Origin of the sequence: Snodgrassella sp., from assembly GCF_024103505.1 — a bacterium.
Classification (GTDB): domain Bacteria; phylum Pseudomonadota; class Gammaproteobacteria; order Burkholderiales; family Neisseriaceae; genus Snodgrassella; species Snodgrassella communis.
Genome location: NZ_JAGGIJ010000004.1, coordinates 25,411 through 48,967, shown reverse-complemented (window position 1 = coordinate 48,967; position 23,557 = coordinate 25,411). Strand labels below are relative to the sequence as shown.

Annotated in this window: 18 protein-coding genes; 3 read left to right on the top strand and 15 right to left on the bottom strand. The window is 45.1% G+C overall.

What is annotated here, in order from left to right:
* Positions 1–11: 11 nt before the first annotated feature.
* The 3 genes from mqo to uvrB form a co-directional block, all read right to left on the bottom strand.
* Positions 12–1,523 carry a malate dehydrogenase (quinone) gene (gene mqo, locus J6578_RS05390; RefSeq protein ID WP_287952099.1) on the bottom strand — a complete coding sequence of 504 codons (1,512 nt, stop codon included), beginning with the start codon at positions 1,521–1,523 and terminating at the stop codon, positions 12–14.
* 360 nt (positions 1,524–1,883) lie between these two features.
* Entirely contained in the window at positions 1,884–2,330 is a 447-nt protein-coding gene (locus J6578_RS05385) for a hypothetical protein (protein WP_287954063.1), read from the bottom strand.
* A 204-nt stretch (positions 2,331–2,534) separates the two neighbouring features.
* Positions 2,535–4,562: an excinuclease ABC subunit UvrB gene (gene uvrB / locus J6578_RS05380; protein WP_093093261.1), complete on the bottom strand. Its 2,028-nt coding sequence runs from the start codon at positions 4,560–4,562 to the stop codon at positions 2,535–2,537.
* Positions 4,563–5,073: 511 nt separating this feature from the next.
* Between uvrB and J6578_RS05375 the strand changes: the two genes are divergently transcribed.
* The gene (locus J6578_RS05375; RefSeq protein ID WP_287954062.1) at positions 5,074–6,480 is read left to right on the top strand and encodes a KAP family P-loop NTPase fold protein; all 1,407 of its coding nucleotides are present in this window, start codon (positions 5,074–5,076) and stop codon (positions 6,478–6,480) included.
* 90 nt (positions 6,481–6,570) lie between these two features.
* On the opposite strand, the gene J6578_RS05370 is transcribed toward J6578_RS05375, so the two are convergent.
* The 12 genes from J6578_RS05370 to J6578_RS05315 all read right to left on the bottom strand — a co-directional run bounded on the left by J6578_RS05370 (position 6,571) and on the right by J6578_RS05315 (position 20,505).
* Positions 6,571–6,777 carry a hypothetical protein gene (locus tag J6578_RS05370; protein WP_239428039.1) on the bottom strand — a complete coding sequence of 69 codons (207 nt, stop codon included), beginning with the start codon at positions 6,775–6,777 and terminating at the stop codon, positions 6,571–6,573.
* A 507-nt stretch (positions 6,778–7,284) separates the two neighbouring features.
* Complete coding sequence (locus tag J6578_RS05365; protein ID WP_176715097.1) at positions 7,285–7,524, bottom strand: amidohydrolase family protein; 240 nt, start codon at positions 7,522–7,524, stop codon at positions 7,285–7,287.
* A gap of 28 nt (positions 7,525–7,552) precedes the next feature.
* On the bottom strand, positions 7,553–7,720 hold the full coding sequence (locus J6578_RS05360; RefSeq protein WP_287954061.1) for a hypothetical protein: 168 nt from the start codon (positions 7,718–7,720) through the stop codon (positions 7,553–7,555).
* 351 nt (positions 7,721–8,071) lie between these two features.
* Entirely contained in the window at positions 8,072–9,340 is a 1,269-nt protein-coding gene (locus tag J6578_RS05355) for an MFS transporter (protein ID WP_287954060.1), read from the bottom strand.
* 1,134 nt (positions 9,341–10,474) lie between these two features.
* Positions 10,475–11,392, bottom strand: a complete 918-nt coding sequence (locus tag J6578_RS05350) for a LysO family transporter (RefSeq protein ID WP_287951129.1) — start codon at positions 11,390–11,392, stop codon at positions 10,475–10,477.
* A 106-nt stretch (positions 11,393–11,498) separates the two neighbouring features.
* Positions 11,499–12,275 (bottom strand): ferredoxin--NADP reductase, encoded by a 777-nt coding sequence (locus J6578_RS05345; RefSeq protein ID WP_100150378.1) that lies wholly within the window; start codon positions 12,273–12,275, stop codon positions 11,499–11,501.
* 264 nt (positions 12,276–12,539) lie between these two features.
* On the bottom strand, positions 12,540–15,206 hold the full coding sequence (gene secA, locus J6578_RS05340; RefSeq protein WP_239365848.1) for a preprotein translocase subunit SecA: 2,667 nt from the start codon (positions 15,204–15,206) through the stop codon (positions 12,540–12,542).
* A 379-nt stretch (positions 15,207–15,585) separates the two neighbouring features.
* Positions 15,586–16,080: a hypothetical protein gene (locus tag J6578_RS05335; RefSeq protein WP_239428044.1), complete on the bottom strand. Its 495-nt coding sequence runs from the start codon at positions 16,078–16,080 to the stop codon at positions 15,586–15,588.
* Positions 16,081–17,087: 1,007 nt separating this feature from the next.
* Complete coding sequence (locus tag J6578_RS05330; RefSeq protein ID WP_100121464.1) at positions 17,088–17,504, bottom strand: DciA family protein; 417 nt, start codon at positions 17,502–17,504, stop codon at positions 17,088–17,090.
* Positions 17,505–17,720: 216 nt separating this feature from the next.
* Positions 17,721–18,497 (bottom strand): ferredoxin--NADP reductase, encoded by a 777-nt coding sequence (locus tag J6578_RS05325; protein ID WP_239349053.1) that lies wholly within the window; start codon positions 18,495–18,497, stop codon positions 17,721–17,723.
* A 47-nt stretch (positions 18,498–18,544) separates the two neighbouring features.
* A complete protein-coding gene (locus J6578_RS05320) occupies positions 18,545–19,327 on the bottom strand; it encodes a J domain-containing protein (protein ID WP_287954059.1) in 783 nt (260 codons plus the stop codon).
* Positions 19,328–19,347: 20 nt separating this feature from the next.
* Complete coding sequence (locus J6578_RS05315; protein WP_093093285.1) at positions 19,348–20,505, bottom strand: trans-sulfuration enzyme family protein; 1,158 nt, start codon at positions 20,503–20,505, stop codon at positions 19,348–19,350.
* A 255-nt stretch (positions 20,506–20,760) separates the two neighbouring features.
* Here J6578_RS05315 and folE2 point away from each other — a divergent pair, with 255 nt between their 5' ends.
* A complete protein-coding gene (gene folE2, locus J6578_RS05310) occupies positions 20,761–21,534 on the top strand; it encodes a GTP cyclohydrolase FolE2 (protein WP_287951131.1) in 774 nt (257 codons plus the stop codon).
* 155 nt (positions 21,535–21,689) lie between these two features.
* Positions 21,690–23,549 (top strand): protein-disulfide reductase DsbD, encoded by a 1,860-nt coding sequence (gene dsbD / locus J6578_RS05305; protein WP_287954058.1) that lies wholly within the window; start codon positions 21,690–21,692, stop codon positions 23,547–23,549.
* Positions 23,550–23,557: the final 8 nt, after the last annotated feature.

The following is a 23,557-nucleotide window of genomic DNA, read 5'->3' as shown; positions in this document are numbered from 1 at the left end:
TATGTGTGGACTTACTGCTTGTCTGTTTGTTTGCTGGGTGTTTGTAAACAGAGCGATTTTATTGTCCAGTCACGCACATGCTGTACGAGTGCGGGGTTATGTTCGAGCTTCTGGCCGTAGCTGGGTATCCATCGGCGCAGTGTGGACGCCCATTCGTTGCTGACTTTGCCGGGGAAACACTGTTCGAGCAGCTCAAGCATGATGGATACGGAGGTGGAGGCTCCGGGGGAGGCACCTAATAAAGCAGCCAGTGAGCCGTCTGCGGATTTGACCAGTTCGGTACCAAATTGGAGTACGCCACCTTTTTGAGAATCTTGTTTTATTACCTGCACGCGATTGCCTGCAACAGCCAGATGCCAGTCTTCATCCCGTGCTTCGGGATAGAAGGTGCGTAATTCTTGCATGCGGTCGGTAAAGCTTAATCTGACCTGCTGAATCAGGTAGTGCTCAAGGGCGAAGTTGTGTACGCCTGCGGTGAGCATGGGGCGGATATTGGCAAGGTTGAGGGTTCTGAATAAATCCTGAAAGGAACCATGTTTGAGAAATTTGGTGGTGAAGCCGGCAAAGGGGCCGAACAGTAAGGCGTCTTCGCCGTTGATGACTCGTTTATCCAGATGAGGCACGCTCATGGGCGGGGCACCAACTGAGGCTTTACCATAGACTTTGGCATTATGCTGTTTGACGATATCGGGATTTTTACACACCAGCCACTGACCGGATACGGGGAAACCGCCATAGCCTTTGCCGGCTTGGATACCGCTTTTTTGTAACAGATGCAGGGAGCCTCCGCCGGCGCCGATAAAGACGAAACGGGCTGATACTTGTTGATGTGTGCCGTCTATCAGGTTTTTGATGGTAAGATGCCAGCGGCCATTATGTTGTTTGAGGTCGATAATTTCATGTTGCAGATGTAGCTGGCAGCCGTGGTTGGTAAGGTTGTTGATGAGGATGCGGCTTAGGGCGCCATAGTTGACGTCGGTACCAAGGTCTGACCAAGTAACGGCTATGGGTTCGCTGGTGTTACGTCCCTGCATCATCAGGGGTACCCATTGGCTAATCTGGTCTCTGTCTTCTGTATAAAGCATGTCCTGAAACAGGCGGTATTGCTGCAAGGCTGTATAACGTTTGCGTAGAAAGGCAACGTCTTCCTCTCCGCGTACCAAACTCATGTGGGGCACGCTGCGGATGAATTCGCGGGGGTCGGCAATCATGCCAGCATCAACAAGTGATGCCCAAAACTGTTTGGACAATTCAAACTGTTCGATAATTTTGATGGCTTTGGATACTTCGATGGCGCCATCTTTCAACTGTGGTGTGTAGTTGAGTTCGCACAGGGCTGAATGGCCGGTGCCGGCGTTGTTCCATGCATCAGAACTTTCGGTGGCCACATCGGCGAGACGTTCGTAGATGTGGATCTGCCAGTTTGGCTGTAACCCTCTCAGAAATGTTCCCAATGTTGCGCTCATGATACCGGCGCCGATTAATACTACGTCTGCGGAGCTATCGCTATTGGTGTTTTTCATAACGCAAACTCTTCTCTCTTCTTTTCAGGCTGTGCTGATTAAGTGTTTATCTGGTTGTACGCACAAGGAACATGCAGTATTGGTGTGATTTATGTGTTTTTGACTTAAATCATTGACAATAATATGGGCTTAATTTAAGCACTTTTGTTTGCCGGCAGCAATAGCTAAATAGGATTTATGCCAAGCTGAAATGGTTGATTAAATAACAGCTAATTGATTATTCGATTGATTTTATATATGACAAGGCTATTTTAGGGTAGCTGTGGATGATTGTAGCTGTATTGTTGTGGTTTTAGTTTGCCATGTTAATACAATTATTTATCGAATAAGCAAATTAAAGACAATGGAATGTACGGGTGGTTAATGCTCTGGTGCCTGTGACTTTGGCCGGGCAAAATACAGGGTTACGAGGGCAACGGCCAGTACGTTAGGCAGTATCACTAGCCAGTCCGCCGGCCATGTCGATAAAAATAAGCCTTGTAACAGTGCGCATAGTAAGGCAACGATGGCGGCGCCAATGCTGATAAGATAACGTGGCTGTTTGTGAATAATATAACAACTGAATATGCCGGCCAGCAGTGAGGGGATGGTGTTATAAAACCAAGTCACTATCAGTATAAATAATATGAATCCGAAATCGTCTTGAGTGGGCAGGCTAAGTTGGCTAAATGGCACACCGCTGTTAGCGAACCAGCAGAATATTAGGATGTAGAATACGCAAGTAGTGACGATGCTGGCTATGGTTTGCAGGATAAGTTTTGGTAGTCGTGCTAATGCCGATGGCTGATGTGTGTGCGGGTGTTGCATGGTGCTGTCCCCTGTTGGCTGGCTGTGCGCAGTTGTTAGGTTGCATGCGGACATGCGGTTGTTGTTTTGAGTATACTTGAAATAGCGGTATGGAGGGGGTAATTTACGCTGTGCAGCTTGTATGCCGATTTGGTGACACTGTTGTGTTTTGACTACCGGCAAGATGGGCGATGAGCTGTTTTGCCGGTAGTCAATTCTGGCTGCTTAAGTTTCGCTGGCACCAAACAGCAGGTTTTCTTTGATGGCGCGGATTTTGTCGCGAATCTGGGCGGCTTCTTCAAACTGTAAATCACGCGCGGCAGCCTGCATGGCTTTTTCAAGTTTGGCGATTTCTTTTACGGCATCGTCTTCGTTGTGGATTTCGCCTACTTTGAGCTTGCTGCGACCACGTCCTTTGCTGCCGTTTTCGTCGTGATAAACGCCATCGATAAGGTCGCGTACCTGTTTTTTGATTTGCTGCGGTACGATGCCGTGTTCGGTATTGAAGGCTATCTGGCGGGCGCGGCGCCGCTCGGTTTCATCAATTGCGGCTTTCATGGAATCGGTGATTTTGTCGGCATACAGTATGGCTTTGCCGTTTACGTTGCGTGCAGCGCGGCCGATGGTTTGTATCAGGCTGCGATGGCTGCGCAGAAAGCCTTCTTTGTCGGCATCAAGTATGGCCACCAGTGAGACTTCGGGAATATCCAGCCCTTCCCGCAGCAGGTTGATGCCGACAAGTACATCAAACAGACCAAGGCGCAGGTCACGGATGATTTCTACGCGCTCTACGGTGTCGATATCGCTGTGCAGGTAGCGCACTTTTACGCCAAGCTCGGCGTAGTAATCGGTGAGCTGTTCGGCCATGCGTTTGGTGAGGGTGGTAACGAGTACGCGCTCGCCCTGCTGGCGACGGATATTGATTTCAGACAGTAAGTCATCTACCTGTGTGGCCACAGGGCGGATGATGATTTCCGGATCAATCAGGCCGGTGGGGCGCACTACCTGCTCCACTACTTGTCCCGCATGTTCTTCTTCGTATTTGGCCGGTGTGGCAGATACGAAGATGGTTTGTGGCATAACGCGCTCAAATTCATGGAATTTTAACGGGCGGTTATCGCGGGCAGATGGCAGGCGAAAGCCGTAATCTACCAGATTCTGCTTGCGTGAGGCATCGCCCTTGTACATGCCGCCAATCTGGCTGACGGTAACGTGGCTTTCGTCGATAAACATGAGGGCGTTTTTGGGCAGGTAATCCATTAAGGTAGGTGGCGGTTCGCCCTCCGGCTTACCGGAAAAGTGGCGTGAGTAGTTTTCAATGCCTTTGCAAAAGCCCATTTCGTAAAGCATTTCCAGATCAAAGCGGGTGCGCTGTTCGATGCGCTGGGCTTCTACCAGCCGCCCTTCATGGGTAAACCATTTGATGCGGTCGCCCAGCTCCTGCTTGATGTGCTCACAGGCGCGCAAAACGGTGTCGCGCGGGGTAACGTAGTGGCTGGACGGGAATACGGTATAGCGGCCAACGCGCTGTTGCAGGCTGCCGGATATGGGGTCGAATAATTGCATGCGGTCGACTTCGTCGTCAAACAGGCTAACACGCAAGGCCAGCTCGGAGCTTTCAGCGGGAAAGATATCAATCACGTCACCGCGCACGCGAAAGGAGCCACGGGCAAAGTCGATGTCACCACGTTCATACTGCATGGCTACCAGTCTGGCGATGATGTCGCGCTGGTCGATTTTCTGCCCTTCTTTCAGGTGCAGAATCATTTGATGGTATTCGTTGGGGTCGCCAATACCGTAGATTGCCGATACGGTGGCCACTATGATTACGTCCTGCCGCTGCATCAGGCTTTTGGTGGCGCTCAGTCGCATCTGTTCGATATGTTCGTTTATAGCTGAGTCTTTTTCGATAAACAGGTCACGGCTGGGTACGTAGGCTTCCGGCTGATAGTAATCATAGTAGGAAACAAAATACTCGACGGCGTTTTCTGGAAAAAATTCACGCATCTCTGCATATAGCTGTGCGGCCAGTGTTTTGTTATGTGCCATGATGATGGCCGGCCGGCCGCTCTGGGCAATGACGTTGGCCATGGTAAAAGTTTTACCCGAACCGGTAACGCCGAGCAGGGTCTGGCTGGCCAGTCCGTCTTCCAGTCCTTCCAGCAATCCTTGAATTGCTGTAGGCTGGTCACCAGCCGGCGGAAACGGCTGATGCAGTTTAAACACACTACCGGGATACTGAATAACATCCATAAGTTTGTAACCTGAAAATAAATTCAACCCAAGAAAAATAACTGTGGTTAAAACAGTTAAAACCGCGCTGGGCGGTTTATGTTACACATAAGGTCAGTATGGACAAAAAGCAAGTTTGTCTGCTGGCTTTATAGCGCAATCAGGGGCTAAATGCGCGGCTGCAACCAGACTTTACTTTTGCCATACCTTTACTTACAAATCAGCTTGTTATTTAGAAAGGGAATATTCGGCAGGGGCTGGATGGTTCTTTCTTTTCTGGGTTAATACTGTTGCCCGACTGTTGGGAGTTTAATGGCGTATGGATAATATTTAATGGCCAGTTAATACTTGGGTATTTGTATTTGTGCCACAAAACCAGCTGACTAGTATGTTTTGCGCCAATTTTCTGTGATTCACCAGATATCATTGCCATTTTTAATGCCATAAACCATTATAATGGCGCAATAATTAGATGAAGCAAAATGGCCGGTGACTAATAGCCGGCCATTAGTATACAGGGAATAAGCAGATTATGAGCATGAAGAAATGCCAGCAAGTGGAAATTGATGCCACTGATCCGTTTAAAAACGATGTGCTGGATAGAAAAACCAATATTGAAATTCTGACCCAATTTATTACCAGCTATGAACAATCGATTGTGCTGTGTATTGATGCCGGCTGGGGACAGGGTAAAACCACTTTTATTAAGATGTGGCAGCAATATCTGAAAAATCAGAATATCCCGACTATTTATTTTAATGCATGGGAAAGTGATTATACGGATGATGCGCTGATTGCGTTGATTGGGGAGATTGGTTTATCCATACAGGAACTAGTGGGTGAAGATAAAACAATCGCAGAAAAAATATTGGGACATCTCTATAAACTTGCGGTCAATTTTACTAAAGCTGCTGCCCCCGCTATGGCCAATCTGGGCATTAAAGCGGCTAGTGGCGGCTTAATCAGTGCCGATGAAATATCTACAGCATTTGGTAATCTAAGTGAATCACTGGTAAAAGAACAGATTACCAAATACGAAGAATCACGCAAGACACTGGGCAGCTTCAAAGAGGCTTTAAGCGAGCTGGCTCGCTGCTATGCGGATGGCGACGCTCACAAGCCGCTGGTGATTTTTATTGATGAACTGGATCGCTGCCGTCCTAATTTTGCTATTGAGGTACTGGAAAAGGCCAAACATCTGTTTAATGTGGATAATATTATTTTTGTGCTGGCTACGGATAAAACTCAGCTAGGCCATTCTATCAGGGCTGTGTATGGGCAGGGGCTGGATGTTAATGGATATCTGCGCCGGTTTATTGATTTTGATTATTTGTTACCAATATTGAATGAATCTAATTTTATTGATAAGTTACTGCAAAAATTTTCACTTGATAAACATTTAGAGTCGAATACTTCTTGCCTTACTGTACTGGTATTAAAGTATATGATTGGTTTATACAAACTAACATTGAGGGAACAAGAAGCTCTTTGTAATATTCTCAATATTGTAGCAAGAACAAATAATCAATTTAAAAAAGATGATTATTACCTGTTATGCTTTTTAATTGTGCTCAAACTAAAATTTCCAGATTTATATAACAGTCTGAATAAAAATAATAAAAATAATTTTGTTGATAAAGCACTGAAAAACATTAATTCTCAATATCCTACTTATATTGATATTGATATTAATGGTTATTATTTTGAATTTTTAGAACTCATACTTTTAACTGTTGTCGAACCCGATCCAAGCTTTTCTAATGAGGAAATAATTGATAAGTATGTAAGAGAATATGAGTTCGATGATACTAAAAAACAAAAATTAATAAAAAGTCTGCCAATGCTTGGACGATATCAAGCCAATATATATACATTATTACTTATAAAACAAGCTATTGAAATTTCTACTTCATTCAAGCTGGACAATGCTGCTACGTGAATCCGGCAGAAAAATCTGCTGATAACCTTGGCTGATACTGCATCGCCATACAGCCTGTACATTTTTGGCTGTAGTACTTATGCCCCAGAATCAGGAATCTAGTTGCGACTTACAACTGGCTGCGTTGTTGGATCTAAGCGATAAACCGCCGGCAAGGCGGTTTGTGGGTTTGTTTTGGTGTACGCTTGGAATAATCAGGCAGTTTGTCATCATCGGCACTGCTGGGCAGCCGGTTTTGCTGCTTTTGAGGCGGTTGTTAATGGCTGTTTCGTTATTGAATCTAAACTGCTGGCTCATGGGTTAATGCCGATATCCTGTGTGTGCATTTTTTTTAAGCGGCTGATATTGTTGCCGGTAGGCATTATTCAGATGTACTTTAGCTGTGCCGTTTAAGAAAGCGGAGCTGATTATTGGCGGTGGATGGCAAGGCTTTTATGTGATGTTTTGCACAGGCAGATTTGCAGTATTTGAAGCTGCAAATTTATAGGCTGGTTTGTTGATATCACTCTTTTTGCTTTGCTTGGCTATATTGCTGCTAACTTGCTTTATCACAGTCGCGATATTCTGTGCGTTATGGCGTGCGGATTCTGAACGCTAAATTTTTGGCTATTAATCTCCAGTTATTAGTAGTCTGATTATCTACACGGGTACCGGTATCTGCTTATGCATGATAATTTTCAGGTATAACCGTCAATGCTGGTAAGTTGGCTGCCGCTTTTTGCTATTCAGTTTACCGTTAGTATGCAGATTCACGTGGGCGATACGTTGTGTAATCCATGTTGGGTAATGTCGCCGACACTGCTACTAAGCAAAATTTTGGATAAATCTGAACAGTTTTGCTGGTGTATCCCACAATAAGGCTGGTGCCAGTTGTTTATCTTGTAACTGTATATTTAATTGGGTAATCAGATACTCGGGGTTAATTTGTTGTTCGTACTGGGTGTGCGGCCAGTCACTGCTCCACATCAGGCGGTGGCTGCCGAAATTTTCAAGTAATAAAGGGATGGCGGCGGCAAAAAATTTATGCGTCGGCGGCGGCAGCACTGATGCGGTATAGCGCGGAAAGTTTGCACTACACCATTCCGCTATATCCCCATTGCAATAGCTGCTGCAAACTGTTATCACGAGCGGGTACGCTATCCGCTGACCGGCCGAAGTGGTCGACTACTACGCGGATTTGGTGTTTGAGCAAGGTGGTAATCATGGTGTCTGGTTTGTTACTGCGCCAATGCAGTTGCACGTGCCTGTTAAGGGTTTTGATTTTGGCGAGCAGGTTTTGCTATGGAGCCGATTGGCGCTCGGGTAGTGTGCCGTTTATAACGTTCAGGCGTATGCCCACGATGCCTGCCCTACTCTTTGCTTGCCGCTCAGGCTGGGGAGTTGTGGGATAGATACAGGCTACGCCATTAAGACGGGGGCATGACCTGTACAATGGGTACAGCCGATATCGTGCCGATGAACCAGATAGTCTGCTACTGATGTATTTTGTGCTGGTGTATGCGTCGGCCGGCTACTTTGGTGAAAACCAAATTAAATACATGCGTATAGCGGCCAGCTGTACCGCTTGTCACTTGTTTTTTCTTTCTTGTTTTTATTTATCAGAAATCTGACCATCTGGATTAATTTGGTTTAAATCACGTCCTTTGGTTTCCGGTAGCATTAAGACGCTAATCACTACAATTGAGTAAGCCCAGCTGGTATAGATGCCAATAGATGAACCCAGAGACATGGATGCACTCATGTTTGCCACCAGAAATGGAAATATTAAGGATAGAATACGACCGAAGTTGTAACAAAAACCGACACCGGAACCACGACATTGCTGTGGATAGAGTTCATTAAACAATGCACCAAGGCTGGCGGGGATACCGGCAGCAAAAAATCCCAGTGGAAAGCCAAGAAACAATATTTGGGTATTGGTTAGGGGAACAAGCAGGTAAATGCGTACGGTGATAACGCAGCAGATAGCAAACAAGACAATATTAAAACGTCTGCCAATTTTATCAAGCAGGACAGAGCTGGCCATACAGCCACACCAGAAAGCAAATATAATCACTGCCAGATAGAGGCTGGAATTAAACATGGAAAGGTTGCATTCTTTTGTCAGGTAGGTAGGCAACCATGACATGATGCTATAATAGCCGCCATGTGCGCCAAAACCTATTAAACCTCCGAGTAAGGTGTTGCGAATCAGTGAGGGTGAAAAAATACCAAACATTGCTTGGGCTATGGATTGTTTATCTTGGGTTTTCTGTACTGCTACTATTTGTTTTTCTGGTTCCTGTACATGCCTGCATATATAAAAGATTAATAATGACGGCAGTAAGCCTACAGCAAACATAATACGCCAAGCGATATTTTCTGGTACCAGACTTAAGACTACGGAAAACAGTAAGATTGATAATCCCCATCCTACTGCCCAAGCACCCTGCACTATTGCCATGACTTTACCGCGATACTGGCTGGAAGTGGTTTCTGCCATGAGTACGGCACCTGCCGCCCATTCGCCTCCGATACCAAAACCCTGTAAAGCTTTCAACACTAATAACCAGTAGTAATCCGTTACAAATGCAGCCATAAATGTAAAAATTGCAAACCATATAATCATGATTTGCAATGTTTTTACGCGTCCGTACTGGTCGGAAAGGGCGCCGGCGAACCAGCCGCCCAAGGCCGACGTGACCAGCGTGGTACTATTGAGTAGTCCGGCCTGCTCTTCGCTGATGGCAAAATAGACAAGCAGTAATGGAATAGCTAAACCAAATATTTGATTTTCCAGCGCATCCAGTGCCCAGCCATTAAAGCAGGCCAAAAAGGTTTTTTTCTCATTTCTTGATGCCTCTTGATACCACGTAAACATAAAAGTTCTCTTTCTTTATCTATTTTTGAGCTTGTATATTTTTAATTTAGTTGCTGCTGAATAAAGTTTTAGTACTTTAGGGCTTTAATTTACTCTCAACAGGCATTTACTGCTATTAGAAAAGCTTTATTTAGCTAATTTAAAATGAAGTAGCCAAGCTATTAATATTTTAATTTTTAAAATCAGTAATTTATTAATTACCAAATTTTATACATGTGTTTACTATTTCAAACAGATTTTACTATATATGATGATGTTGTTAGTTAATTATTGGTTAATAATAACGGTATCCGGTAAATAGTTATTTTAATCTTTATTTTGTTATTAATTAAATTTATTAATAAATAAAATATTTTAAATAGTATAGAATTGATAATTGTATTTTAGATTTTGATAAAAAGTGGTTACAACTATTATGATTTAAGAATAAAGTAAGCTGGGTTATCGCATTTTACATTAGTTATTACTGAAATATGGTTTGTGCAAAGCTGTTATTTTGCCATATTGATTATCAATATGAGATTAATGTATTCGAAGTATAATTAAACTATCTGTTGTACAGCAGAGTATGGGCTAGGTCTATTATCTGCACGCAAGTTGTAGCTGGATGTTGTTTGTTGCTACTTAATTCTAAGTATATTTTGTGTATTTTTGATTTTAATTAAATTATTATATTATTTATATATATTAAACCATGTACGCAGTTTAATCATGCTATTTTTCCATTGTAGCTATTTATTTGGATGATTCAATTAATCTGTATTGATAAATTTTAATCTCTATGTTGATACGGTGAATTTACGCTTATCAATCTATGCAAATATTATATTTTAAAGAGAATGAGTATTATTATCGAATTTTTAAATAATATTTAAATTTTAATAATTTATCTTTTTCTGCTGAAATTTTTGATAACAGCTTGGTTGTGCTGAGCAATTTCTGCAAGTTGATATTAATCTGTGTGATGTTATTTATGGCTGGTGCGATGAGGTATAAATCTTATTGGATAGGAAAATAGTTATTATTTCTGTGCTAACTAGTTTTATTACGGGCGAAGATAGTTGCGTTTCTGGTGCGGACTATGTAAAAGGCTTAAACAATAATATCTAGCTAAGTAGTAAAGCAGTATCTTGGCTAAAATCCAAGTGATGAGAAAACTACCATCAGTATTGGCGCGGTAATATTCACAATGAAGCCGAAGCTGATGGCCAGAGGAACAGCGGTAATGCCACCGGAAGCCTGAATAGCAGGCAAGGTGAAATCAAGGCTGGTGGCACCGCCAATGCTGACGGCAGTAGTGGGATAGCGGCGCATCAGTATGGGAATAAAGATAAGGGCAAAAAATTCACGTGCCAGATCATTAAATAAGGCGATGCTGCCCCAGACTGCGCCGTAGGCTTTACTCATGATAATGCTGGAAAGTGAATACCAGCCATAGCCACTGCTAAGCGCCAGTCCTTTGCTGATGGATACATCAGGCATAATCAGGGCGAATATCAGGCCGCCAAGCAGGCTCGCGAAGGTAAATAGTCCGGCACTGATAACGCCGCGACGGTTGAGAAATACCTGTTGCAGGGTAATGCCACTACTGCGCAACTGCATACCTACTAGTAACAGTAGTATCAGTAAGGCTTTGTTGACGGCAGCCTGCGGATCACCTAACCAGTTGAAAGACAGGTAGTTACCTGCTATCAGTCCGATAAGCAGGCTGCCAACTTGTTTGAGGCTGCCTACAATGCTGATGTCACCACTCTGGCCGGTTGGTTGCTGTCGATTCAGATGCCACGGGTAGCGGCGGTCAAACCAGATAAATACCAATAAATTGGCGGCTATCAGGCAGAGAAACAGTACGCCTACGGTAAGGCTGATGTTGGCCAGCTGTGCGCCAAGGCTGGGGATTTTGGCCAGTGACAGGCCAATGAGGAATAATATCAGATATACCAGCCATGCCAAGCCGTAGTTGAGCCAGTTTATGACGCGCGCTGGGACGGGTATGCAAAATCCTGCAAGCAGGGGAATCAGGATGATTAGCAGGGCGGTTAAGTTTTGCATGGATGGTTCTGTGGGCGGAATTTAAGGAGTATGGTCAGCTGTGGCTTGCCGGCAGGTAAAACAGGCAGCACATCGGATCATGATGGCTGCCTGTAAGATGCTGGTTTTATTGGTCAACAAATGCGCGTTCGATAACGTAGTCACCACGCTGCCCCATTTTCGGAGAGATGGTTAGACCAAAGCTGTTGAGTGTTTCACAGCTATCCTTGAGCATTTCCGGGCTACCACAAATCATGGCGCGGTCGTCTGCCGGATTAATTGGTGGCAAACCAATGTCGGTAAAGAGTTTACCGGATTTCATTAAATCAGTCAGGCGCCCGTGATGGATGAAGTCTTCTCTGGAAACGACGGGATAGTAAATCAGTTTTTCGCGCACCATTTCACCCAGATATTCATGATTGGGTAATTCGGTGGTGAAGTGGTCGTAATAAGCCAAATCTTTTTTGTAGCGTACGCCGTGAATCAGGATGATTTTTTCAAACTGTTCGTAGATATCGGGGTCTTTGGTAACGCTGAGAAAAGGTGCCAAACCGGTACCGGTAGACAGTAGATATAGGTTTTTCCCGGGATTGAGATCACCAGCAATCAGGGTGCCGGTGGGCTTTTTGCTCACGAGAACTTCATCACCTACTTTCAGATGCTGCAAACGGCTGGTTAATGGGCCATTCTGTACTTTGATGCTGAAAAAAGCCAGCTCTTCTTCCCAGTTGGCACTGGCGATACTGTAAGCACGCATTAGCGGCTTGCCGTCTACCATCAGGCCAATCATGACAAACTGGCCATTCTGAAAGCGCAATGATTCGTCACGGGTGCAGGTAAATGTGAAGTATGCATCTGTCCAGTGGTGTACGGACAGGACTGTTTGTGTGTTGTAGGCTGCCATTAATTATCCATGGTTAAGGAAAGCGGTATTATTAGCGTAAACCGAAAACACGCCAGCTATCTGTTGCCGTTCAGGCACATTTTATGCTCTGGCCTCTGGCGTAAGGTGTGAATTTTAAGACAATTTGCTGTGCTGTTCAATGGTGTTTAGAGTATTCACTTTAATAAATGTATATTGATTTATTTTATCTGTGACTGGTGCAAATACGCTAACAGGCTGTCATCAGATTGACAGCCTGTTAATGTTAATGAAGTTTAGCTGTAATCACAGGCGGCCGTGACACTGTTTGTATTTCTGGCCACTGCCACATGGGCAGGGATCGTTACGGCGCACGATGATACCGAGCGCTTCCATGGCTTTGGGGCTGAAATCTTGATTTTCGTTACTGGCAGCAGTCAATATTTCTGGCTGTTCTTCTGCCTGCTCTTGTTCGAACTGTACGGAAATCAGCAGGGAAGCAACGGTACTGCGGATATTGCGCCACATGGCCTGAAACATTTCAAATGCTTCACGTTTGTATTCCTGTTTCGGATTTTTCTGGGCATAGCCGCGCAGATGAATCCCCTGACGCAGGTAATCCATATCAGCCAGATGTTCGCGCCAGCGGTTATCAATGATTTGCAGCATGATGTCGCGTTCGAATCGGCGCATGGCATCGATACCAACCAGTTCAACTTTATGGGCGTAATCTTTTTCGACAATGTCCAATAATCGTTCGCAGATGGTTTCGTTGTCGAGGCTGTTGTCTTCTTTGAGCCAGTCGCTGATGGAAACATTGATGTGATAATCAGCAGCCAGTTTTTGTTCGAGGCCGGAAATATCCCACTGCTCTTCCATGCTGTCTGGCGGGATAAAGCTGTCTACGGTATCAACGATGGCATCATGGCGAATTTCCTGCATCAGGCTGTCGATGTCGTTGCTGGCCAGAATATCGGCACGCTGATGATAGATAACTTTACGCTGATCGTTGGCTACGTCATCGTATTCTAGTACTTGTTTGCGCATGTCGAAATTGCGGTTTTCCACTTTGCGCTGCGCACCTTCAATCTGGCGATTGAGCATACCAGCCTCTATGGCTACGCCGCGTTCGGGAGCCAGACGATTAAGAATGGCGGTGGCTCTGTCAAGGGCAAACAGGCGCAGTAACGGGTCTTCAAACGATAGATAAAAGCGACTGGAGCCGGCATCACCCTGCCGGCCGGCACGGCCACGTAACTGGTTGTCGATACGGCGGCTTTCATGCCGTTCGGTACCGATGATGTGTAAGCCGCCGGCGGCAATTACGGCATCATGGTCGCGTTGCCATTGCTGTTGTAATGCATCGATTCTGCTTGCCTTATCTGCTTCGGTAAGGCTGTCATCGGCAGTGATAGCCTCTATCTGTGGCTTGATGTTGCCACCAAGAACGATATCAGTACCGCGGCCTGCCATATTGGTGGCTACGGTAATCATGCCTGGCCGGCCAGCCTGAGCAATAATATCGGCTTCACGCGCATGTTCTTTGGCATTGAGGACGTTGTGTTGCAGATGTTCTTTATCCAGTAACGCGGATACCAGCTCGGAGTTCTCGATGCTGGTAGTACCGACCAGTATCGGCTGCCCTTTGGCATGGCGCTCTTTGATATCGGCAACAACGGCTTCGTATTTTTCTTCGCTGGAACGGTAAATCTGGTCGTTTAAGTCTTTGCGTACCATCGGGCGGTTTGGCGGGATGATAACGGTTTCTAAACCATAAATACTCTGAAATTCAAATGCTTCGGTATCAGCCGTACCGGTCATGCCTGCCAGTTTGTCGTACAGGCGGAAGAAATTCTGGAAGGTGATGGAAGCCAGTGTCTGATTTTCTTTGTTGATTTCCACGCCCTCTTTGGCCTCTACTGCTTGATGCAGTCCATCAGACCAGCGCCGGCCGGCCATTAGGCGACCGGTAAATTCGTCAACAATGACTACTTCACCATGCTGTACGACGTAATGCTGGTCACGCTGATACAGGGTATAAGCACGTAATGCAGCCATCAGGTGATGCATCAGCATGATGTTGGTGGTGGAATACAGGGAATCGCCGTCTTGTAACAGCCCCATGTTGCTGAGAATCTCTTCAGCGTGTTCATGTCCCTGCTCGCTGAGGATAACCTGCCGTGCTTTTTCGTCTACCCAGTAATCACCCTCTCCTTCTTCGCTTTTTTGCGCAATCAGTTGTGGCGGAATCTGGTTCATTACCTGATACAGGGTAACGTTATCATCGGCCTGGCCGGAAATAATCAGTGGGGTACGTGCTTCGTCTATCAGGATGGAGTCAACTTCATCAACTACGGCAAATGACAGTTCACGCTGTACTTTTTCACTCGGGTCGAGCACCATGTTGTCGCGCAGGTAATCAAAGCCATATTCGTTGTTTGTGCCATAGGTGATGTCGGCCTGATAAGCTGCTTTTTTATTTTCTTGATCCATGTTGCTGACGATAACGCCAACTGTCATGCCCAGAAATTCATACAACGGACGCATAATGCTGGCATCACGGGCAGCCAGATAATCATTTACGGTAACTACATGCACACCTCGGCCGGTCAGGGCATTGAGATAAACGGCAGTGGTGGCTACTAGTGTTTTTCCTTCACCGGTACGCATTTCAGCAATTTTTCCGTGATGCAGTACCATGCCACCGATAAGCTGAACATCAAAGTGGCGCATGTTAAGGATACGCTGGCTAGCTTCGCGGCATACGGCAAATGCTTCTACCAGCAGGTTGTCGAGTTTTTCGCCATCAGCCAGACGTTGTTTGAATTCAGCAGTTTTAGCCTGTAGTTCGGTATCACTCAGCGCCTGAATTTTGGGTTCGAGCGCATTGATTTTGGATACTTCTTTACGATATTGTTTCAAAAGCCGGTCGTTGCGGCTTCCGAGAATTTTTTTTGCTAAGTTTTTCAACATAAATCAATAGTCCGGCACCAGCAGGCGCAATAAAAAGTAAGCATGAAATGGGAAATTTTAACACAATCATCTATGCTGCTGTATGGCTGTTTGCATGCTTATATTAATTATAGGCAATCAGTAACTGTTTTTTGAAGTGACAAATTGCTGTTTATGGTGGTTAATATTATGGTGAAATGTTTATTTCCAAGCACTGTCTATGGTAAAAGATGCAGCCGCTGCTGTGCTTAATACAACAATGTGAATATAAAAAGGTATTATTTTCAGCACAAACAACTATTAAATAAAGATGCAGACAATGATGTGGTTAAAATATATTAAGTATGGTTAATTTTAGCTACAAAGACTATATTATAGTACGGTTTTATTTTTAATATGCTTAATAATCAAATCGTAAGCAGCCAAAATAAAATTCACCCTGTTTCGAAGTTTTGTCGCTGCCGATAAGAATAGTATCTGGATAGGGATTATCAGCAGTTACGTCAGTTGTATATTGATAATACTGATTTATATCGCCCCAAGAAAGAGTTTCTTTTAACTGAGCCGGTACGGGTTTAGCATTAATAGATTTAGCAAACCTAGCCATATCTCCTTTGGCTATGGCAAAAAAGTATGAACCGCTATCGCCCAGATATCGAACAACAGAAACGGAAGTATTTGCAATCTGTAGCGGTTTAGTAAAGCGATATTCCAGATTAATAAGGCCGTCTTTTTCGAGATTTTTTACTGCAATTTTTTGTTTATTAAGCTGTGTAGTTATACCTGAATCACGTGCATCAATTGGTGCGGCTTGGCACAATAGTGCTGCTTCAAATTGCGTTCCTGCTGTGGTATTCGTTTTTGTGGCTGCTGCCCATGCAGATAAATTAAACATAAGTAATAAGCTGCATAAGAGTTTGTGCGGTATTCTCATATTTCTGCTTTGAATGATAATAATTAAATTATGTGGTATTTAATCAGAAAGGCAGTCTATTATACTGAGTTAGGCTTGCTTAAATAGTAAATATATTTTATTCAAATATCATTTGATATTGTTAAATCGCTGTCAGTGCCTGATGCACCATATGTAGTGGTTCAAGCTAAATCATAACTTCGCTTGTTGTATCAGATATTCTTTCTATTTTAAGATTGTTATATGGAAAAGTCGCTATTACATTAAATAATGACTTTAAATTCAATCCAGAATTTTCAAGTTTAAGTGAGCTTTACAGCTCACGTCAAAATTTAACTATAGATTTTTTTAACCAGCCACTAACATCTTTATTTAAATTAAACCAAGCAGCTTCACCGTTTATTTTACAAACGAATAACTTATCATGATTATCTATATGCTTTTTTAAAAAATCTCTGATTTCTACTGCTTTTTTCTCGAAACTATAGCCCAGAGAGAATCAGTAATACGAGCACAACGTTGATATGACATTATCGCGTCATATAATTTTTTATAGTCCTTAGTTTTGATTAAATCATACGAAATAAGATATATTGCCATTTAATTCCTCCTATTTTCACAATTCATTTATAAGCGTTTGTAAATATATAACATTAGTAGCAGCCTTTCAAATAAAAATTAATAAATTAAAGATTAGCAAAACCATTGTATTGTGGAATACCAAAAACTAATCTGTATTCGCGCATTTATTTTAGAGCTGTCTCAATTTTACTATCGGTAACTCATTAGAGGGAAAAGAGGTTTTAGGTATAGAAACAATAAATAATTGAAATTTGGCTAAATAAATTAATATATTTGGTCTGATTGGGACTTTTCATTTATGGCATGTTTCGCTGAATACCAATTCGTTATTATTCAAGGACTTTATGGTTTGTTGCGTCCAGATTTTTAATTGGTAAAGTGTTATCACCAGCACACCAAATATCAGCCTAACTGCTTTTTTCACTTAGGCGGCGTAATGCTGCTGCCAATTCCGGATGATGTGGCAATGCCTGTGCCGAGCGCGCTAAAGCGCCACGTGCTACAGGGCTTAAACTGGCACGCTTTACGGCCTCCGGTTTCGACTCTGGCGGCTGTACTTTAACTTTTACGCTGTTGATTGTGGCCTCAATCTGCTGTAATTGTGGCAATAATGCTGGCAATACCATGCGTAAGCGTGAGGCAGCCATGCTGTTATGGGCAATCACGACTAAACAGCCGTCTCGTACACAGGCAACATTAAAATGGGCTCGCATACTTGCCGGTAGCTCCTGTTTAAGGCAGGTGCTCAAACGTTGCCAGTGTGCTGACTGTGTCAGCAACTGATTAAGCTGGGCATTTTTCTTGCCAAAACGATTCAGATTCATATCTGTATACTAACGTAATTTGTTGGTGACATCGGGCATTTACTTTTGATGTCTGATGTTAATGTTATGGTTTCCACTTATTGTGAATATCAATCCAGATGCAAGATTAATTGCAGTGTGTTTAGGTAGTCACTGGTACGATATCAGCTAGCACGATGCTGGAAAATAATTGGCAGCTTGGAAACAAACTTCGCATGAAGATGATGATATGATCGTTTAAAAGCCGTTTTCCATGATAATCTGTCCGGGTGTTCTATTGCGGTGCATGCTGTAGCCCATATCAAGTAAGGTCTTAAAGGTATCGGCCACCATAGCTGGATTGCCACACAACATAAAGCGGGTTTGCGCAGGGGTAAAAGTCTGGCCTAATCCCGTTGCTAATGTGCCATTTTGTAATAACTGTGGCAAGCGCTGGTTTAGTGCTCCTGCTACGTTTTCGCGGGTAACTACTGGCTGATAAGACAGTTTATCAGTATATTCGCCAATCAGGGGATGGTTGATTAGGTCGTTTATGCGCTGGCTGAAAATGAGCTCGCTGGCGTGAGAAACGGAATGTACCAGCCCGATATGCTGGAAACGCTCCCAGACAGCCGGCTGTTGCAGCATGGACAAAAATGGCGCTATGCCGCTGCCGGTACTGAGCATCACCAGTTGATCACCATCGGTAAATCTGCCGGGCAGTAAAAAGCCAAAGGCGGTTTTATCCAGCAGGATATGGTCGCCGGCCTGTAGCTGTGCCAGTCTGGCACTCATTGCTCCGCCCTCAATCAATACTACAAAAAATTCCAGTGTTTCTGCATATTCGGCCGAGACGATAGAATAAGCCCGCCAGATAAATCCGGCTCCGTCACGAAAGCCCAGACGCGAAAACTGACCGGCACTGAAACGATAGGCTTCTGGACGGGTAATGGCGAATGTAAGCAGTTTCGGGGTATGCTGCTTAATCCACAATACGGTTTCTTGGGTAAATTTGGCTTCTGTGGCAGCCTGCATGCGGTTATTCCTGTGTGCGCCACCGGCAAGCCGGTGGCGGTATTGATTTACAGTCTGATATCGATATCCTGATATTTGCGGCTGGCCTCGGTATTGTTGATTTCAATACCATCACTCACTGCCCATTTACCATCGTTGATACGCTGATATTGCAGGCTGAAATTGCCATCGCCGATTTTATGCAGGGTAAAGGTTTCGCCCGCCGGAATGTAAAAGGTACGTATAGCGGTAAATTTACCGGCGTGCAATTCGTATAATTGGGCAAATACGGGCGATTGCAAGGATGTGGCATGTACCACTATGGTGTTATTACCGCGCTGGCGCAGAACTGGGTAGCCGGACACATAGGCAGCTTTGAGCGGGAAAAGCTGGCCATTGGGTGCAGTCTGTACTGTTGTGCTACTTTGTGCCGGTGGCGTCTCTACTGGCGGATGCGCCAGTCGCCACCAAACGCCACTCATGGCAATCAGAATGGCAATACCCACTATCCACAACCAAACATGGCCGTGTTCATGCAGAACAACTATTTTGTCCTGATGGTTGGGCAATAAGGCCGGCGGCGCAAACGGGGTCTGTCTGCGTGATAGCAATGCCGGTGACAGGCGAGCCTGTAGGCTTTGTCGTGCGATCCACACATCATGATGGTGACGCTTTTCCGGATCGGATAGCACGGCATAGGCCTGATTAATCTCGGCCATACGCTGATGTGCCTGTGGATTATGAGGATTGCGGTCAGGATGGTATTTTTGTGACAAAGCCCGATAGGCTGCGCGAATCACTTCGTCGGATGCCCCCTGAGCAACATTTAATACGTCGTAATAATTGTGCACGGATTTTTCACTTACACAGGTTAAATCAAGGTATTGAGTGCATGGTTGATATCATTCCAGATATCTTCGATGTCTTCGATACCGGTAGAAATGCGCAGCAAGCCTTCACGAATGCCCAGAGATTCTTTGACTTCTGTACTCATGCCACTGTGCGACTGGCTGGCACTGTGGTTAATCAGGCTTTCCACGCCACCAAGGCTGGCAGCCATGCGAATCAGTCGCAGGTTTCTAATCACGCTGTTGGCCGCTTCGCGGCTGTTGTGGCGCAGATAGATTGATACCACGCCACCAAAACCATGCTGCATCTGTTTGCAGGCTAGTTCATGATGCTCATGTTCAGGCAAGCCGGGGTAAAAGACTTTCTCTACTGCCGGATGCTGCTGCAAGCGTTTGGCCAGTTCAGCAGCATTGGCTAGATGCCGCTCCATGCGCACAACCAGTGTTTTGATGCCGCGTAATACCAGTGCACAATCCATCGGACCGGCCACGCCACCGGTGTTGATACTGGTGGCACGCAGTAATCTGGCGTGTGTCGTGTCCTTAACCACGACAATACCCATTAATACATCGGAATGCCCACACAGGTATTTGGTAGCAGAATGAAATACGATATCTACACCCAGATTCAGTGGTTGTTGCACGTAGGGTGTGGCAAAGGTGTTGTCGATACCAACGATGGCACCGGCCGCTTTGGCTTTGGTAGTCAATTCAGCAATATCAACCAGACGTAGCAACGGGTTGCTCGGGGTTTCGAGCCACACCATTTTCACTGTGGTTTGTGCCAGTATGCGGTCTAGGTTGGCCGGCTGGGTAAGATCGGCAAAAATGACGTTAACACCCCATTGTGCATACACTTCAGTCAGCAGATCGTAAGCACCGCCATAAATATCGGCAACCGCAACAATAGTATCGCCCGGACGCAGAAAAGTCCGCCAGACAGCATCTATTCCGGCCATGCCGCTACCATAGGCAAAGCCGGCACAACCATTTTCCAGCTCGGCTACCGTATCTTCCAGTACCTGCCGTGTTGGATTGGAGACACGTGCATAACGGAACGGGATATTTTCTCCAATTTCATGCAGGGCAAACATGCTGTTCTGGTAAATTGGTGGCATCAGTGCACGGTTATGCTCTTCCGGCTGGTAACTGGAATGAATGGTTTGTGTGGCAAATTTCATATTTTCTCCGATATGTTACTGTTTATGCTGTTCTGGTAGCTGTTATGCCGTCACGGGCGTTTGTGTTGCGGGTATCTAGTTTAGCACGCACGCCGCTTATCAGGCAGTAGGCTGTTTGTTCATCTCTAATTCCGAGTGGTTTGCTCGGAATTAAGCCATAAAGTATAATTTTATGCTTTATACGCCACCGGTTCATGTGGTTTATTGCGCCGGTCTGGCTGGATTCAGATTTGTTTCACGAGGAAAACCATCAGAATGGATACTATTGCTGATGTGCAGAGCAGTGTTGATAAACGCAATATGCCAATCAATCAGGTTGGTGTGAAAGGCTTACGGCTGCCACTGAGTATTATCAGCGCTGCCGGCGAACAGCATACTGTAGCTGATTTAACTATGACTGTGGCGCTGCCAGCCGAACAGAAAGGCACGCATATGTCGCGTTTTATTGAGTTAATGCTGGCACAACAGGGCAGTATGGATTTTGCAGCACTCCAGCGGCTAACCGGTGATATGTTGCTGAAACTTCAGGCAACAGCGGGTAGAATCAGTATACGTTTTCCTTTTTTCCGGCGCAAACTGGCACCGGTAACCGCTATTTCTAGCCTGCTGGATTATGAGGTTATGCTCAGTGGTGAAATTCTGGCTGGTGTTTATCAGCATAGCTTGCAGGTAGTGATTCCGGTAACCAGTCTGTGTCCGTGCAGTAAGGAAATTTCAGCATATGGGGCGCATAACCAGCGTTCACATGTTACAGTTACGCTGATATCTACTGAGGCGGTGGCAATTGAAGAAATCATTGATCTGGTGGAGCAGCAGGGTTCATGCCAGCTTTACGGTCTGCTGAAGCGGCCAGATGAAAAGTATGTCACTGAATATGCTTATGACAATCCGAAATTTGTTGAAGACATGGTGCGCGATGTAGCCACGGCACTGAAAGCCGATGCTCGCATTCAGTCTTTCACAGTGGAAAGTGAAAATTTTGAATCAATTCATAATCATTCTGCCTATGCACTGATACAATATCCGTAAACTGACATATTCAGACTTAAGCCTTATCTGTATCTTCTATATGGGTAAAGTCAAGAAGCACAGGGGGAAGTGAATGGTTACTCTGCACGGTTTTGCCGGCAACCATTCTCTTTGTTTGTAGTTCAGGTTGAAATTACACTGTTTATGTGACATTTATGTATCATATTTCTTCTCGCTTGCGTGTCTGCACGGTTTCCCTGTTAAAACTGTTATTCCTGCTACTGGTTGTGCTGCTGGGACTCAGCAGCCCTGTACTGGCCTCCGATAATAATGACACGCTATTGGCACCAGAGCAGGCTTTTGTACCGCAATTAGTCGTTCATGATCAGCATATTGAGGTACATTTTGTTATTGCCAAAGGCTATTATCTGTACCGAAATAAAATTCAGGTTTCTACAAAACCGGCTGGTCTGTTTGCCGCAGCGCAATTTATCCAATCAGGCACACAGAAACAGGATGAGTTTTTTGGTACGCAGCAGGTTTACTATGATCATGCTGATGTGATCTGGCGTTATGCCACAAGTGCACAAACTGCGCCTTATGAATTAACCCTCTCATATCAAGGTTGTGCGGAGGCTGGCATCTGTTATCCTCCGGTAGAAAATACGTTAACCATCAGCCGTACCGGCAAATATCCTATTGTGTCACCAGCACTGCATAACAAGCCGGATGTAAGTGCTTTCACCAGCTCCCCCGAAAAAACACCGCCAGCTGAATGGTCTGCCAGTTCTGGCGGCTATAGTCTATTTCAGCTCTCTTGGGCAATGCTAATTACTAATTTAATGACCTTTTTTATTGCTGGGATGGGTCTGAGCCTAACCGCATGCATGTATCCTTTGCTGCCAATTGTTTCGGCCATCGTGATGGGTTCTCGCCAGAAAACAACTAAATGGCGGGCATTTGTACTGTCATTTATATATGTGCAGGGACTGGCTTTTACTTACACTATTGTGGGTATTGTCACGGCACGTACCGGGGCATTTCTTACTGGCTGGTTGCAACAGCCGGCAGTGGTGCTGGCCGCTGCGGCCATATTGGTACTGCTGGCTTTATCGATGTTTGATTTGTACAGTATTCAATTGCCCACACGCTGGCAGGTTTTTTTTCAGCAGGCCAGTGGTCGTTTTCGCGGGGGACATTTGCTGTCTGTGCTGGTGATGGGCGCACTGTCGGCACTGATTGTTGGCCCATGTGTTGCGCCACCACTGGCTTTTGCACTTGGTTATATTGGTCAGAGTGGTGATGCTATGCTGGGCGGTATGGCGTTGTATGTGATGGCACTGGGTACCGGCATTCCGCTGATTCTAATTTCAGTATTCGGTGTGCACATTATGCCACGTGCCGGAGGCTGGATGGTTGGTGTGAAATATCTGTTCGGGCTGATGCTGCTGGGCGCAGCGACTTATATTGCCACTCCGTTTCTGAATTACTATCTGGTGGTGACTATTTATGCTCTAATCATGCTGGTGCCGGCACTGTATCTGGGCTGGCATTGCTATCACTCGCAAGGATATCAGCGCTGGTTTAATGCAGTGGCTGGTGCACTGTTTCTGATTGGCGGTATTTATTTTGTGGCAGCAAGTGCTGTGAACTATGCCACGCCTCTGCACCGCTTTCTAACTTTAACGCCTCCTAACAACCAGCATTTCGGCCGTTATTTCAAAAAGCCAGAACAACTGCGTCAGGCAATGCAACAGTTGTTTGACGAAGATCCAAACAAACCGGTACTGGTGGATTTCTATGCAGACTGGTGTATTTCCTGCAAGGAAATGACGGCATTTACTTTGAACAAAGCTTCCGTCAGACGGGTGATTGAGGAGGAGCGATTTTTACAGATTGATGTTACCAACAATACGCCGGCACAGCGACGGATGATGCAGCAATATGGTTTGTACGGACCGCCCGGTTTATTCGTGATTCACAGTAACGGCTATCGTAGCCAGCCACTAATTGGCTATGTCCCTGCAACAGAGCTGTTAATCTGGTATGACAGACAGATTCAGAAAGCACAATAAATTAACAG

Excerpts from the sequence above, each read along its gene's own strand:
- uvrB (WP_093093261.1), bottom strand. The coding sequence starts at position 4,562 with ATGGATGTTATTCAGTATCCCGGTAGTGTGTTTAAACTGCATCAGCCG.
- J6578_RS05325 (WP_239349053.1), bottom strand. The coding sequence starts at position 18,497 with ATGCAGGCTGCCACAGAAGCCAAATTTACCCAAGAAACCGTATTGTGG.
- J6578_RS05350 (WP_287951129.1), bottom strand. The coding sequence starts at position 11,392 with ATGCAAAACTTAACCGCCCTGCTAATCATCCTGATTCCCCTGCTTGCA.
- J6578_RS05385 (WP_287954063.1), bottom strand. The coding sequence starts at position 2,330 with ATGCAACACCCGCACACACATCAGCCATCGGCATTAGCACGACTACCA.
- J6578_RS05370 (WP_239428039.1), bottom strand. The coding sequence starts at position 6,777 with ATGAGCCAGCAGTTTAGATTCAATAACGAAACAGCCATTAACAACCGC.
- J6578_RS05330 (WP_100121464.1), bottom strand. The coding sequence starts at position 17,504 with ATGAATCTGAATCGTTTTGGCAAGAAAAATGCCCAGCTTAATCAGTTG.
- J6578_RS05335 (WP_239428044.1), bottom strand. The coding sequence starts at position 16,080 with ATGTTTAATTTATCTGCATGGGCAGCAGCCACAAAAACGAATACCACA.
- mqo (WP_287952099.1), bottom strand. The coding sequence starts at position 1,523 with ATGAAAAACACCAATAGCGATAGCTCCGCAGACGTAGTATTAATCGGC.
- dsbD (WP_287954058.1), top strand. The coding sequence starts at position 21,690 with ATGTATCATATTTCTTCTCGCTTGCGTGTCTGCACGGTTTCCCTGTTA.
- folE2 (WP_287951131.1), top strand. The coding sequence starts at position 20,761 with ATGGATACTATTGCTGATGTGCAGAGCAGTGTTGATAAACGCAATATG.
- J6578_RS05355 (WP_287954060.1), bottom strand. The coding sequence starts at position 9,340 with ATGTTTACGTGGTATCAAGAGGCATCAAGAAATGAGAAAAAAACCTTT.
- secA (WP_239365848.1), bottom strand. The coding sequence starts at position 15,206 with ATGTTGAAAAACTTAGCAAAAAAAATTCTCGGAAGCCGCAACGACCGG.
- J6578_RS05345 (WP_100150378.1), bottom strand. The coding sequence starts at position 12,275 with ATGGCAGCCTACAACACACAAACAGTCCTGTCCGTACACCACTGGACA.
- J6578_RS05315 (WP_093093285.1), bottom strand. The coding sequence starts at position 20,505 with ATGAAATTTGCCACACAAACCATTCATTCCAGTTACCAGCCGGAAGAG.
- J6578_RS05375 (WP_287954062.1), top strand. The coding sequence starts at position 5,074 with ATGAGCATGAAGAAATGCCAGCAAGTGGAAATTGATGCCACTGATCCG.